The sequence below is a fragment of the Streptomyces sp. NPDC093097 genome (assembly GCF_044754325.1).
In the GTDB taxonomy this organism is placed as follows: domain Bacteria; phylum Actinomycetota; class Actinomycetes; order Streptomycetales; family Streptomycetaceae; genus Streptomyces.
In genome coordinates, this window is sequence record NZ_JBIVOW010000006.1 from 423,055 (window position 1) to 437,335 (window position 14,281).

The 14,281-nt window shown below is 71.8% G+C and carries 11 protein-coding genes and 1 riboswitch; of the genes, 9 read left to right on the forward strand and 2 right to left on the reverse strand.

Annotated features, from left to right (window positions below):
* The first annotated feature begins 12 nt into the window (after nucleotides 1-12).
* From ACIQE0_RS14185 to ACIQE0_RS14225, 9 genes are all read left to right on the forward strand, one after another.
* Nucleotides 13-1,368 (forward strand): cytochrome P450, encoded by a 1,356-nt coding sequence (locus ACIQE0_RS14185; protein WP_402331587.1) that lies wholly within the window; start codon nucleotides 13-15, stop codon nucleotides 1,366-1,368.
* Between the two features lie 254 nt (nucleotides 1,369-1,622).
* Nucleotides 1,623-2,612: a transglycosylase family protein gene (locus ACIQE0_RS14190; protein WP_402331517.1), complete on the forward strand. Its 990-nt coding sequence runs from the start codon at nucleotides 1,623-1,625 to the stop codon at nucleotides 2,610-2,612.
* Nucleotides 2,613-2,860: 248 nt separating this feature from the next.
* Nucleotides 2,861-3,033: riboswitch (cyclic di-AMP (ydaO/yuaA leader) on the forward strand.
* Between the two features lie 7 nt (nucleotides 3,034-3,040).
* Nucleotides 3,041-3,739, forward strand: a complete 699-nt coding sequence (locus ACIQE0_RS14195; protein WP_402331520.1) for a transglycosylase family protein — start codon at nucleotides 3,041-3,043, stop codon at nucleotides 3,737-3,739.
* Nucleotides 3,740-3,949: 210 nt separating this feature from the next.
* Nucleotides 3,950-5,266 carry a phosphopyruvate hydratase gene (eno, locus tag ACIQE0_RS14200; protein WP_366339768.1) on the forward strand — a complete coding sequence of 439 codons (1,317 nt, stop codon included), beginning with the start codon at nucleotides 3,950-3,952 and terminating at the stop codon, nucleotides 5,264-5,266.
* Nucleotides 5,267-5,453: 187 nt separating this feature from the next.
* The gene (locus tag ACIQE0_RS14205; RefSeq protein ID WP_366339766.1) at nucleotides 5,454-5,921 is read left to right on the forward strand and encodes a septum formation initiator family protein; all 468 of its coding nucleotides are present in this window, start codon (nucleotides 5,454-5,456) and stop codon (nucleotides 5,919-5,921) included.
* Between the two features lie 95 nt (nucleotides 5,922-6,016).
* Nucleotides 6,017-6,607, forward strand: coding sequence for a DUF501 domain-containing protein (locus ACIQE0_RS14210; RefSeq protein WP_366339764.1), 591 nt, complete (start codon nucleotides 6,017-6,019; stop codon nucleotides 6,605-6,607).
* Nucleotides 6,604-7,593, forward strand: coding sequence for an exopolyphosphatase (locus tag ACIQE0_RS14215; RefSeq protein ID WP_402331525.1), 990 nt, complete (start codon nucleotides 6,604-6,606; stop codon nucleotides 7,591-7,593). Before ACIQE0_RS14210 ends, ACIQE0_RS14215 begins: the two co-directional genes overlap by 4 nt.
* Nucleotides 7,594-8,065: 472 nt before the next feature.
* Nucleotides 8,066-9,454: an NAD(P)/FAD-dependent oxidoreductase gene (locus ACIQE0_RS14220; RefSeq protein ID WP_366339760.1), complete on the forward strand. Its 1,389-nt coding sequence runs from the start codon at nucleotides 8,066-8,068 to the stop codon at nucleotides 9,452-9,454.
* Nucleotides 9,455-9,656: 202 nt separating this feature from the next.
* Complete coding sequence (locus tag ACIQE0_RS14225) at nucleotides 9,657-10,976, forward strand: class I SAM-dependent methyltransferase (RefSeq protein WP_402331528.1); 1,320 nt, start codon at nucleotides 9,657-9,659, stop codon at nucleotides 10,974-10,976.
* Between the two features lie 200 nt (nucleotides 10,977-11,176).
* Here ACIQE0_RS14225 and ACIQE0_RS14230 read toward each other — a convergent pair whose 3' ends face one another.
* A complete protein-coding gene (locus ACIQE0_RS14230; RefSeq protein WP_402331531.1) occupies nucleotides 11,177-13,699 on the reverse strand; it encodes an ABC transporter permease in 2,523 nt (840 codons plus the stop codon).
* Nucleotides 13,700-13,753: 54 nt separating this feature from the next.
* Nucleotides 13,754-14,281: ABC transporter ATP-binding protein (locus tag ACIQE0_RS14235; RefSeq protein ID WP_402331534.1), on the reverse strand; the 528-nt coding region annotated here is incomplete at its 5' end.

The following is a 14,281-nucleotide window of genomic DNA, read 5'->3' on the forward strand; positions in this document are numbered from 1 at the left end:
GGTGTGCAGCACATGTCCGACGCCCGCCCGGAAGCCGGCCCCGACGCCCGTCCGGAGACCGGCCCCGACGCCCACCCGGAATCCGCCGCCCCCGCCGGTTGCCCCGTGGCCGCGGCCGGCCCGACCCCGGCCCTCTTCTCCTGGCAGTTCGCCGCCGATCCGTACCCGGCGTACGCCTGGCTGCGCGAGCACGCGCCGGTGCACCGGACGCGGCTGCCCAGTGGCGTCGAGGCGTGGCTGGTCACGCGGTATCCGGACGCCCGGCAGGCGCTCGCCGACGCCCGGCTGTCGAAGAACCCGGCGCACCACTCCGCGGCCGCCCACGGCAAGGGCAAGACGGGCATTCCGGGTGAGCGCAGCGCCAACCTCATGACGCACCTCCTGAACATCGACCCGCCGGACCACACCCGGCTGCGGCGCCTGGTCTCCAAGGCGTTCACCCCGCGCCGGGTCGCCGCGTTCGCGCCGCGCATACAGGAGTTGACCGACCGGCTGATCGACGCCATGGTCGAAAGACAGCACGGCGCCCAGCGGGGGAGCGCCGACCTCATCCATGAGTTCGCCTTCCCGCTGCCGATCTACGCGATCTGCGATCTGCTCGGCGTCCCGGCCGAGGACCAGGACGACTTCCGCGACTGGGCGGGCATGATGATCCGGCACGGCGGGGGGCCGCGCGGCGGCGTCGCCCGTTCCGTGAAGAAGATGCGGGCGTATCTGGCCGAGCTGATCCACCGCAAGCGGGCCGACCTCGGCGACGACCTGATCTCGGGGCTGATCCGGGCCTCCGACCACGGTGAGCACCTCACGGAGAACGAGGCCGCCGCCATGTGCTTCGTGCTGCTGTTCGCCGGCTTCGAGACGACGGTCAACCTGATCGGCAACGGCATCTACGCGCTGCTCCGCAACCCCGCCCAGCGGGAGCTGCTCCAGAAGTCGCTCGCGGCCGGCGACACCGACCTGCTCACCAACGGCATCGAGGAACTGCTGCGCTACGACGGGCCGGTGGAGCTGGCGACCTGGCGGTACGCGACCGAGGAACTGACGCTGGGCGGCGCGCGGATAGCCGAGGGGGACCCGGTGCTGGTGGTGCTGGCCGCCGCCGACCGCGACCCGGCCCGGTTCACCGAGCCGGACGTGCTCGATCTCACGCGGCGTGACAATCCGCATCTGGGATACGGGCACGGCATCCACTACTGCCTCGGCGCACCGCTGGCCCGCCTCGAAGGCCAGACCGCGCTCGCGACGTTGCTGACGCGGCTGCCGGATCTCCAACTTGCGGCGGAACCGGACGAATTGCGCTGGCGCGGCGGGCTCATCATGCGCGGATTGCGCACACTTCCCGTGGAGTTCACGCCCGAACCGTCCTGACCAGGGACGGGCCCATAGTTGACGGAACGTCAGCTGCGTGACCAATGCGTGATAAGCGCTACACCGGCTTGTGACAGCGCGTGACCCCGGTTACCTTTCCAGCGGCGATCGGGTCGGCCGGGGGCTGCCGTACGGCGAACCCTCCGACCCCGATCGGCACCTCCAATCGCCGCGCGAAAGGCAACCGCATGCGTTCCGGGAACGGCCGGCACCGTCGCCCCCGACAAGCACCGGCCATCTTTGTCACGGTCGGAGTGACCGGCGCGGGCCTGGCCCTGCCGTTGCTCAGTGCGGGCGGCGCCCAGGCCGCCGACACCACGACGTGGGACCGCGTCGCCCAGTGCGAGAGCGGGGGCATGTGGAGCTCCGCCAGCGGCAACGGCTTCTACGGCGGCCTCCAGCTCACCCAGGAGATGTGGGACGACTACGGCGGCTCCGCCTACGCCTCCCGCCCCGACCTCGCCAGCCGCGCCCAGCAGATAGCCGTGGCCCAGGCGATCCTCGACGACCGCGGCCCCGACGCGTTCCCCAGCTGCGCGCTGGAGGCCGGACTGGCCAAGGGCGGCAGCAAGCCCGGCGTGGACCCGGGCAGCACCAGCCGGCCCGACCCGCGCCCGTCGCCGAGCCACCCCGCGCACGACGACCCGGCGGACGACGCCCCGGCCGCCGGCGACCCCTCCGGCACGGCGGGAGAGCCGGGCCAGGCGGGCCCGGGCATGGACACGCCCACCCTGCCCGGCAGCGGCTCCGGCTCCGACGCGGACGCCGACACCGGCGTCGACGCCCCGGACGCGCCCTCGGCGACCCCGGCCCCCGCGGACTCCGCGTCCCCCTCCGGGCCCTCGTCCGCCGACCCGTCCCCCTCGTCGTCCGGCCGGCCGGCCACGCCGTCCCACGGGGCGCCCTCCGGGACCCCGTCCGCCCACCCGTCGGGCCCGGCGTCCACGCCGCCCGCCGCCGGCAGGCACCGCGGTGCGCCGGAGGACGGCACGGGTGCCGACGGCGGCCGGGACGGCGACGGCGGCCGGCACCCCTCCCGCGGCGGGGACGCGCACCGCACGCCCCCGGCGGGCACCGGCGACTACCGCGTGCGCCCCGGTGACAACCTGTCAGCCATCGCCGAGCACCACGACCTGCCCGGCGGCTGGCCCGCGCTCTACGACCGCAACCGGGATGTCGTCGGCGCCGACGCGGACCTCATCCTGCCTGGTCAGTTGCTCGATCTCGGCCGGACGCAGGGGTAGTTACCGCAGGTTCGGGGCGTTTCGTAAAAGTGAGATATGGCTCTCGTTGCGGGGGATGGGGGAAACTCCGTCCCCCGTTTCCATACCAGTGCCTACCTGCGGAAATAACCTCCCCGGTGATCAAAAACGGTCAACTGGGTTCAGAAGATGGGGTTTGAACACCAAGGGGCTTTTGCTTACGGTCAGGACCGCTCGCCAAAGCGGGCCCTTCGATCGCACGCCGAGTCCTGCCGGCGGTCGGAGTCGACGACGCGCAAGCGCCGAAGGCAGGAGCGGGGGACCCAAGGTAAGTGCCGGCCCCGCCCGCGAAAGCGGGTCAGCCGGCTTGGGGTGAAGCCGCGTGCGCAGCAGTGCACGCGGCCGGGCAGCTCACACGGCCCGAACCCGACAGCTCACCTCGTAGGCGTCGGTGAGGAAACGAACGCACGATGCTGATCAACAAGGGCAAGCACCGCCGCAGCTCCAAGGCCGTCCGCGTCGCCACCCTGGCCGGTGTCGCCGGCGCCGCCGTCGCCGTCCCGCTGATGGGCGCCACCTCCGCTTCCGCCGCCTCCGTCGCCACCTGGGACAAGGTCGCCCAGTGCGAGTCCGGCGGCAACTGGTCGATCAACACCGGTAACGGCTACTACGGTGGCCTGCAGTTCTCGAACTCCAGCTGGGCCGCCGCCGGCGGTACCCAGTACGCGGCCCGCGCCGACCTGGCCACCAAGGCCCAGCAGATCGCCGTGGCCGAGAAGCTCCTCGCCATGCAGGGCCCGGGTGCCTGGGGCTGCGCCGGCGCCGGCAACCTGACCGCCGGTGGCCCGGCCGCCAACGTCGACACCTCCGGCGCCACCGTCAAGAAGAGCCAGGGCACCGAGCTCCGCAAGCAGACCCAGGGCGCCGAGGTCCGCAAGCAGACCCAGGGCACCACCAAGAAGTCCGCCCCGGTCCGCGAGCAGTCCCGCCCGGCCGCCCCGCAGGACTCGCACCGCTCCGGTGCCACCTACACCGTGAAGTCGGGCGACACCCTCGCCAAGATCGCCAAGGCGCACGGCACCCACTGGAAGGCGCTCTACGCCGCCAACAAGTCCGTCATCGGCGGCAACCCCAACCTGATCTTCCCGGGCCAGCACCTCAGCATCTGAGCCTGACCCGCAAGAGCTGCCCCGCCCCGGCGCGTACCCCCGAGCGCGCCGTGGCGGGGCTTCTTGCGTGCCGCCCCGCCACGGCGTTCCCCGCATAGCGAACACTGCGCGGAAACCTCCCGTGAACTGGGATTTCGGGCTGCTTGCCGGGTTTTTTGGACCCGTGGAGCGGGCCACGGGCGAGCGGATCCGTCCAAGGCCGTTAGGCTCATGCCGAGAACTCCAGACACCTCCGAAGGAGACAACGTGCCGTCCATCGACGTCGTCGTAGCCCGCGAAATTCTCGACTCGCGAGGTAATCCCACGGTCGAGGTCGAGGTCGGCCTCGACGACGGCAGCACCGGCCGTGCCGCCGTTCCGTCCGGTGCCTCGACCGGCGCCTTCGAGGCCGTCGAGCTCCGGGACGGCGACCCCAACCGCTACCTCGGCAAGGGCGTGGAGAAGGCCGTCCTGGCCGTCATCGAGCAGATCGGCCCGGAGCTGGTCGGCTACGACGCGACCGAGCAGCGGCTGATCGACCAGGCGATGTTCGACCTGGACGCCACCGACAACAAGGGCTCCCTGGGCGCCAACGCCATCCTCGGCGTCTCCCTGGCCGTCGCGCACGCCGCCTCCGAGGCCAGCGACCTGCCGCTGTTCCGCTACCTCGGCGGCCCGAACGCGCACGTCCTGCCCGTGCCGATGATGAACATCCTCAACGGCGGCTCGCACGCCGACTCCAACGTGGACATCCAGGAGTTCATGATCGCGCCGATCGGCGCGGAGTCCTTCTCCGAGGCGCTGCGCTGGGGCGCGGAGGTCTACCACACCCTCAAGAAGGTCCTCAAGGAGCGCGGCCTGTCCACCGGCCTCGGCGACGAGGGCGGCTTCGCCCCCAACCTCGGCTCCAACCGCGAGGCCCTGGACCTCATCCTGGAGGCCATCAAGCAGGCCGGCTACGCCCCCGGCCAGGACGTCGCGCTCGCCCTGGACGTCGCCGCCTCCGAGTTCTACAAGGAAGGCAAGTACGTCTTCGAGGGCGAGGAGCGCTCCGCCGCCGAGATGACGGAGTACTACGAGGAGCTGGTGGCGGCCTACCCGCTGGTCTCCATCGAGGACCCGCTGTTCGAGGACGACTGGGCCGGCTGGAAGGTCATCACCGACAAGCTCGGCTCCAAGGTCCAGCTGGTCGGCGACGACCTGTTCGTCACCAACCCCGAGCGCCTGGCCCGCGGCATCGAGGAGGGCTCCGCCAACGCCCTGCTGGTGAAGGTCAACCAGATCGGTTCGCTGACCGAGACCCTGGACGCCGTCGAGCTGGCCCAGCGCAACGGCTTCAAGTGCATGATGTCGCACCGCTCCGGTGAGACCGAGGACGTCACCATCGCCGACCTCGCCGTCGCCACCAACTGCGGCCAGATCAAGACCGGCGCCCCGGCCCGCTCCGAGCGCGTCGCCAAGTACAACCAGCTGCTGCGCATCGAGGAGATCCTCGACGACGCCGCGGTGTACGCGGGCCGCAGCGCCTTCCCGCGCTTCAAGGGCTGACGCCCCCGTCGGCCGGTAGGCCCCACCGCACCGGCACCCCGGCCGTGCTCCGCTTGAGGTGATCACGGAGCACGGCCGCGGTGCAGCACGCACGTCCCCGGCGTTCGGTCCCGTACCGTTGCCGGGGACGTACGTCATGACGACCGCCGTGACGCGTGTGAAGGACGGAAGCTGAAGGGGAGGCGACGTGCCCGCGGACCGGTTCTCCACCGCGACCCGGCTCAAGGCGCTCGGCGAGCAGGCGGCCGCCCGCGTCCACCGCGTCAAGCGGCGCCCCCGCCGCAACCGCCTCACCGGCCGCGCCGCCCTGCTGGCGCTGGTGGTGTGCGCGCTGGTGGTCGCCCTCGCGTACCCGATGCGGCAGTACATCTCCCAGCGCTCGACCATCGCCGACCAGCGCCGCAAGGCGCAGGACGCCGCCGCCGCGCTGGACCGCCTGCGCGACGAGAAGGCCCGCTGGCAGGACCCGGCGTACGTCCGCCAACAGGCCCGCCGGCATCTGCACTTCGTCATGCCGGACGAGACCGGCTACCTCGTCCAGGACGGCTCCGGCGCCCGCGCGGCCCCCAAGGGCGTCGAGGCGGCCGAGCTCCCCTGGTACGACAAGCTCTGGGACGACGTGGACCGCGCCGACCACGCCGCCGCGGGGCGGTAGCCCGCACCGCCGGGCACCGGCGAGACTGTACGGGCGGCCCCGCCGGTACGCCGGCGCCGTCCCGCACCCACCACCGGCCCTCACCGAAAGCGCACATGGACACGCCCCCGCCCCAGACCGAGCCCACCGAGCCCACCGCCGCGGACATCGCCGCCTTCAAGGACCAGCTCGGCCGCCCGCCGCGCGGCCTGCGCGCCATCGCGCACCGCTGCCCCTGCGGGCAGCCGGACGTGGTCGAGACCGCACCGCGCCTGGAGGACGGCACGCCCTTCCCCACGCTCTACTACCTGACCTGCCCGCGCGCCGCGTCCGCGATCGGCACGCTGGAGGCCGACGGCGTGATGAAGGAGATGACCGAGCGGCTGGCGAACGACCCGGAGCTGGCCGCCGCCTACCGCGCGGCCCACGAGGACTACATCCGGCGCCGGGACGCCATCGAGGTGCTCCAGGGCTTCCCGAGCGCGGGCGGCATGCCCGACCGGGTCAAGTGCCTGCACGTGCTCGTCGGCCACTCGCTGGCCGCCGGCCCGGGCGTCAACCCGCTCGGCGACGAGGCGCTGGCGATGCTCCCCGAGTGGTGGCGCAAGGGCCCCTGCGTGACCCCGTGCGCGGAGGCCGCCGCCGACGCCCCGGCGTACACCTCCGAGACCGAAGGCACCCCGAGCGCCGAAGGAGACGCCACATGACGCGGGTCGCCGCCATCGACTGCGGTACCAACTCCATCCGGCTGCTGGTCGCCGACCTGGACCCGGAGACCGGTGAACTCAAGGACCTGGACCGCCGGATGCAGATCGTCCGGCTCGGTCAGGGCGTGGACCGCACCGGCCGGTTGGCGCCGGAGGCGCTGGAGCGCACCTTCGCGGCCTGCCGGGAGTACGCCGCGGTGATCAAGAGCCTGGGCGCGGAGCGGATCCGCTTCGTGGCGACCTCCGCCTCCCGGGACGCGGAGAACCGCGCGGACTTCGTCCGCGGCGTCGTGGACATCCTGGGCGTCGAGCCGGAGGTGATCTCCGGCGACCAGGAGGCGGAGTTCTCCTTCACCGGCGCCACCAAGGAGCTCACCGGCCACCCGCACATCGAACTCCCCTGCCTCGTCGTGGACATCGGCGGCGGCTCGACGGAGTTCGTGCTCGGCGAGGCCCACCCGTCGCCCGCCACCGCCCTCCCCGGAGACGCCGCGCATCGCAGCTCCGTCCGCGCGGCCCGCTCCGTCGACGTCGGCTGCGTCCGGATGACCGAGCGCCACCTCCACCACGGCCAGGAGATCATCGACCCGCCCACCGCGGACCGGATCGCCGCCATAAAGGCGGACGTCACCGCGGCGTTGGACCGGGCCGAGGAGGTCGTCCCGCTGACCGAGGCCGCCACCCTGGTCGGGCTGGCCGGTTCGGTGACCACCGTCGCCGCCATCGCGCTCGGCCTGGAGCAGTACGACTCCGCGGCCATCCACCACTCCCGGATCTCCCTGGCCGCGGTCCGCGAGGTCACCGAGCGCCTGCTCGCCTCCACCCACGCCGAGCGCGCGGCGATCCCCGTCCTGCACCCCGGCCGGGTCGACGTCATCGCCGCCGGCGCCCTCGTGCTGCTGTCGGTCATGGAGCGCGTCGGCGCGCAGGAGGTCGTCGTCAGCGAGCACGACATCCTGGACGGCATCGCCTGGAGCATCGCCTGACCGTCGTCGGTGCGCACCGCCGCGGGCGGCGCCGCAACCCCCGCCCGCAGTGCGGCTCTTGAGGGGGCGGGGTGCCGTCCGCGGCGGCTTCCAGGGGGGTGTAAGGGCCTCCGGGAGGGGGCGCCGGAAAAAAAGTTCGTGAAATCCTTCACATGAAAAACCCGCCTCGCGAGCGAACTCAAGGGCCATCCGACCCTCATGCGAAGGTCCTAGGACTGATCTGCCCGGGAATCGCGGGGTCACCGGCGAGTGGCCGTCATGTTACGCGAGTGCGCGCGAAGGGCCCAAGACAGGCCCCCGCAGGGGGACAAGCCCTGATCAACAGGGGTATCCAACGTGTCGCGTTATACCGTGGTTCCCTAAACGCGCTATGGCGTCCGTCACGAAGGCGGCGGAGTGTAGCAGACGCCTTGGTGATTCTTGTGAAGGGGCTCACGAGCGACCCCCCATGTGGGGGTGGATACTCGATTGCATGAGCACCACGGAGCGTCCCAGGATCCTCGTTGTAGGCGGTGGGTACGTTGGCCTGTACGCGGCGCGCCGCATCCTGAAGAAGATGCGGTACGGCGAGGCGACCGTCACGGTCGTCGACCCGCGCTCGTACATGACGTACCAGCCCTTCCTCCCTGAAGCTGCGGCCGGCAGCATCTCCCCCCGCCACGTTGTGGTCCCGCTGCGGCGCGTGCTGCCCAAGGCGGAGGTCCTCACCGGCCGGGTGACCACCATCGACCAGGACCGCAAGGTTGCCACCATCGCCCCGATCGTGGGCGATGCGTACGAGCTGCCCTTCGACTACCTGGTCGTCGCGATGGGCGCGGTCTCCCGTACCTTCCCGATCCCCGGCCTGGCCGAGAACGGCATCGGCATGAAGGGCATCGAGGAGGCCATCGGCCTGCGCAACCACGTCCTGGAGCAGCTGGACAAGGCCGACTCCACGACCGACGAGGAGGTCCGCCGCAAGGCGCTGACCTTCGTCTTCATCGGCGGTGGCTTCGCCGGTGCGGAGACCGTCGGCGAGGTCGAGGACATGGCCCGCGACGCTGCGAAGTACTACAAGAACGTCAAGCGCGAGGACATGCGCTTCCTCCTCGTCGACGTCGCCGACAAGATCCTCCCCGAGGTCGGCCCCAAGCTCGGCGCCTACGGCAAGGAGCACCTGGAGTCCCGCGGCGTCGAGGTCTACCTCAAGACCGGCATGAAGTCCTGCGTCGACGGCCACGTCATGCTCGACAACGGCCTGGAGGTGCTCTCCAACACCATCGTGTGGACCGCCGGCGTCAAGCCGAACCCGGCGCTGTCCCGCTTCGGTCTGCCGCTGGGCCCGCGCGGCCACATCGACACCGCCGCCACCCTCCAGGTGCAGGGCACCGACTACATCTGGGCCGCGGGCGACAACGCCCAGGTCCCGGACATGGTCGGCCGCAAGAACGGCAACGAGAACGCCTGGTGCCCGCCGAACGCGCAGCACGCGCTGCGGCAGGCCAAGGTCCTCGGCGACAACGTGGTCTCCGGTATGCGGGGCTTCCCGCAGAAGGAGTACAGCCACGCCAACAAGGGCGCGGTGGCGGGCCTCGGCCTGCACAAGGGCGTCGCGATGATCGTCGTCGGCAAGATGAAGATCAAGCTCAAGGGCCGTCTCGCCTGGTACATGCACCGCGCGTACCACGGCATGGCGATGCCGACGTTCAACCGCAAGATCCGGGTCTTCGCCGACTGGACGCTGGCCACCTTCCTCAAGCGCGAGGTCGTCTCGCTCGGCGCCATGGAGAACCCCCGCGAGGAGTTCTACGAGGCCGCCAAGCCGGCCCCCGCTCCGGCCGCCGCGGCCGATGGGGACAAGCCGAAGGCCAAGGCTTCCTGAACCATCGGTCGGGCTACTCCGACCAGCCCGAAGGGCGTCCGCCATCCGTGGGGCGGGCGCCCTTCGGCGTGCTCGGGTGTGGCCGAATCTGAACGGCGTGTTGTTCTCTGGCAGGCGAACGGGACTAACCGGGCGCCTACTTGGCGTTTACGTGGTGGGTGAAACTTCCTCGCCCGACTCGTCATGACCGGAGGTGTGCGACATGGCCGGTGCCGCTGGACGGCTCACCAAGCTTGCCGAGGAGGTGCTGGGGGCCCCGCTCCCGGTGCGGATCCGTGCCTGGGACGCGAGTGAGTCGGGCCCGCCGGGCGCCCCCGTGCTGGTCATCCGCAACCGCCGCGCGCTGCGCCGACTGCTGTTCAAACCAAGCGAGTTGGGCCTGGCCCGGGCCTGGGTGGCCGGCGACATCGACGTCGACGGGGACCTCTACACGGCGCTGGACCTGCTGGCCGGGCTGATCTGGGAGCGCGACAGCGCCGCACCGAAGCAGCCGCGCGCCGCCGTGCTGCGCGCCCTGGCCCGTCCCGAGATCCGCACCGCCGCCAGGGAACTGCTGTCCCTGACCGGCCTCCCCCTCCCGCCCGCGCCGCCCGCCGAGGAGGCCCGTCCGCGCCGCGGGGCGCTGCACTCCCTGCTCCGCGACCGGCAGGCGATCAGTCACCACTACGACGTCGGCAACGACTTCTACGCGCTGGTGCTCGGCCCGTCCATGGTCTACTCGTGCGCCTACTGGGGGACCGCGCCGGACGGCGCCACCACCCTGGAGGACGCCCAGCGCGACAAGCTCGACCTGATCTGCCGCAAGCTCGGTCTCGCGGAGGGGCAGCGGCTGCTGGACGTCGGCTGCGGATGGGGCTCGATGGTGCTGCACGCGGCCCGCGAGTACGGCGTCCGGGCGGTCGGCATCACGCTCTCCGAGGAGCAGGCCGCCTACGCCCGCAAGCGGGTCGCGGACGCCGGGCTCACCGACCGGATCGAGATCCGGGTGCAGGACTACCGCGAGCTCAGCGACGGGCCGTTCGACGCGATCTCCTCGATCGGGATGGCCGAGCACGTCGGCCGGGCCCGGTACGCGGAGTACGCGGGCCTGCTCTACGGGCTGCTGAAGCCCGGCGGGCGGCTGCTCAACCACCAGATCGCGCGGCGGCCGCTGGCGGACGAGGAGGCGTACCGCGTCGACGAGTTCATCGACCGCTATGTCTTCCCCGACGGCGAACTGGCCCCGGTGGGGCGGACCGTCGGGCAGTTGGAGGCGGCCGGCTTCGAGGTGCGGGACGTGGAGGTGATCCGGGAGCACTACGCGCTGACGCTGCGGCAGTGGGTGGCCAATCTGGAGGCCCACTGGCGGGAGGCGGTGCGGCTGACGTCCCCGGGGCGGGCCCGGGTCTGGCGGCTCTACATGGCCGCCTCGGCGCTGTCCTTCGAGCGCAACCGGATAGGGGTCAACCAGGTGCTGGCGGTACGCACGCCGGACTCCGGCGCCTCCGGGCTGCCGCTGCGGTCCCGCGACTGGCGGGGCTGAACGGGCCGGCGCCCGGCGGCCGGTGAGGGGACGCGGGCCTGCACCGTGGGCTCACCATGGGCTCTTTCGACACCGGCCTGCTGGGCACGCTCTGGGACGCCGGGCGTACGGCAGAGGGCCCCGGTCCCGCGCGCAGGGCGCGGGGCCGGGGCCCTTCGGTCGTCCGGGTCCGCCTCACGGCGGCCCGTGCGACGGGCCGGCTACTCCGCCTTGATGGCCTGGAGCATGTTGAGCTTCGCCGCCCGGCGGGCCGGCCACAGCGCCGCCAGGACGCCCACCAGCGCGGACACCGCGAGGAAGACGGCCATCCGACCCCACGGCATCACCAGCTCGTAGGTTTGCAGCGAGCCGCTGATCAGCTCACCGCCCGCCCAGCCGAGGAACACGCCCAGGCCGATGCCCAGCACCCCGCCGAAGAGCGAGATCACCAGCGACTCCAGCCGCACCATCCGCTTGATGCCGCGGCGGTCCAGGCCGATGGCGCGCAGCATGCCGATCTCCTGGGAGCGCTCGAAGACCGACATCGCCAGGGTGTTGATGACGCCGAGCACCGCGACGATCACCGCCATCGCCAGCAGGCCGTAGACCATGTTCAGCATCAGGGTGAAGGTCTGGGCGATGTTGTCGGAGACGTCCTTCTTGTCCGCGACGGTGATGGCCGGGTTCTGGCCGAGCGCCTTGACCAGGGCGTCCTTGGCCTCGGGGGAGGCGCCGTGCGCGGTCTTGACCAGCACGCTCATGTCGCGGGGGTGCTTCTGGTGCGGGGCGAGCGTGGTGTTGTCCAGCAGGAGGCCGCGGATCACCTGGTTGCCCTGGTAGACACCGCCGATGGTCAGCGTGGTCTTCGCGCCGTCCTCGAAGGTCACCGGGACGCGGGAGCCGGTGTGCCAGCCGTACTTCTTGGCGAGGGTGTCGTCCACGACGGCCCGGTCGCCGCCGAGCGTGCCGAGGGCGCCCTCGGTGAAGTCGAGCTTGGTGAGCCGGCCGAGGTCCTTGCCGTTGACGCCGGTGAGGTACGTGGTGTCGGTGCCGATACGGGCCGGGGCGTCGCGCAGCGGGCTGGAAGCGGTGACCCCGTCCGCGGTCGCGAGCTTCTTCGCCACGTCCGGGGAGAGCGGCGTGGGCGTCGCCATGGAGACCATGTAGTCGGCCTTCAGCGAGGCGGTGGCCATCTTGTCGATGCCCTGCTGCACACTGCCGGCGATCACCGTCAGGCCGGTGATCAGGGTCAGCCCGATCATCAGCGCGGAGGCGGTGGCGGCCGTCCGGCGGGGGTTGCGGACCGCGTTCTGCCGGGCGAGGACGCCGGAGATCCCGAAGAGCCGCAGCACCGGGGAGGCCAGCGCGATCAGCGGGCGGGACAGCAGCGGTGTCAGCACGAACACGCCGATCAGCAGCAGCGCCGCACCGGCGCTCATGGTGGTCTTGCCGTCGTCCATCCCGGTGGCGACCAGGATCGCGGCCGTGCCCGCGCCCGCGAAGAGCGCGCCGATGGTGTTGCGGACCACCAGGGACTTGGTGGAGGAGGTGGCGTGCACCGCGTTCATCGCGGCGACCGGCGGGATCTTCGCGGCCCGGCGGCCGGGCAGCCAGGCGGCCAGGACCGTGACGACGATGCCGACGGCCAGGGCGATCAGGATCGTGCTGGGGGAGACCACCAGCGGGCCGTCGGGCACCTTCGCGCCGGTGGTGTTCATCAGCGAGCGCAGTGCGGCGCCGATGCCGATACCGGCCAGCAGGCCCGTCACCGCGGCCACCGCGCCGACCACGAACGCCTCGATCAGCACCGAGCGGGTGATCTGGCGGCGGCTGGCGCCGACCGCGCGCAGCAGCGCCAACTCCTTGGTGCGCTGGGCGACCAGCATGGTGAAGGTGTTGGTGATGATGAAGATGCCGACGAAGAGCGCGACGCCGGCGAAGCCGAGCAGGCCGGACTTCACTCCGTCCATGCTCTTGGCGATCATCTCGGCCTGCTCATCGGCGAGTTGACGCCCGGTGGTGGCCTCGGCGCCCTTGGGCAGCGCCTTCTCCACCGCGTCCTTCAGCGCCGCCTGGGAGGTGCCCGGGGCGGCCTTGATGTCGATCTCGTGGAACTGGCCGGGGGCCGCGAACAGCTTCTGGGCGGTGGCGGTGTCGAACAGCGCGAGGCTGCCGCCGGAGCCGACCCGGGCGTCGTCGGTGGTGAAGATGCCGGTCAGCTTCTGCTCGCGGACCGGGCCGTCGACGGATATCCGGACGACGTCGCCGACCTTGTAGCCGCCGTGGTCGGCGGTGCGGGCGTCCAGCGCGAACTCGTGCGGGCCCTTGGGGGCGGAGCCGCTGCGCAGCGGGTAGCGGGCGTCCGTGCCGTCGGGGCCGGGGAAGTAGTTGCCGCCGAGGGTCGAGAAGCCGTTGCCGATCATCGTGCCGTGCTTGTCGGCGACGGCGGTGAAGCCGTTGACGGTGCCGGTGGCGGAGGCGGCGCCGGGCAGGTGGGCGGCCGTCTCCAGCAGCTTCTGGTCGAGCGCGGAGCGGGCGCCGGGGGCGCCGCCGGAGTTGCCGCGCTGGATGGCCACGTCGACGTTGTCGAAGCCCTTGCGGGCGGTGCCCTGGAGGGCTTCGGAGATGGTGGAGGTGAAGACCAGGGTGCCGGAGACGAAGGCCACGCCGAGCATGACGGCGAGCACGGTCATCAGCAGCCGGGCCTTGTGCGCGAGCACATTGCGCAAGGCGGTACGGAACATGGGTGGGTCAGTCCTGGAGGAGTGGTCCGGGGTGGGAGAGGTGGCTGCTGCCGGTCAGCTGACGCGGCCCTTGGCGTCGAAGCCCTTCATGCGCTCCAGCACCATGTCGGCGCTGGGGTCGGGCATGTCGTCGACGATGCGGCCGTCGGCGAGGAATATCACGCGGTCCGCGTAGGACGCCGCGACCGGGTCGTGGGTCACCATCACGACCGTCTGGCCCAGCTCGCGTACGGAGTTGCGCAGGAAGCCCAGGACCTCGGCGCCGGAGCGGGAGTCGAGGTTGCCGGTGGGCTCGTCGGCGAAGATGATCTCGGGCCGGGAGGCCAGGGCGCGGGCCACCGCCACGCGCTGCTGCTGGCCGCCGGAGAGCTGGCTGGGGCGGTGCTTGAGCCGGCCGGAGAGGCCGACGGTCTCCACGACCCGGTCCAGCCAGGCGCGGTCCGGCTTACGGCCGGCGATGTCCATGGGGAGGGTGATGTTCTCCAGCGCGGTGAGCGTCGGGAGGAGGTTGAACGCCTGGAAGATGAAGCCGATCTTGTCGCGCCGGAGCTGGGTGAGCTTCTTGTCCTTCAGCCCGGTCAG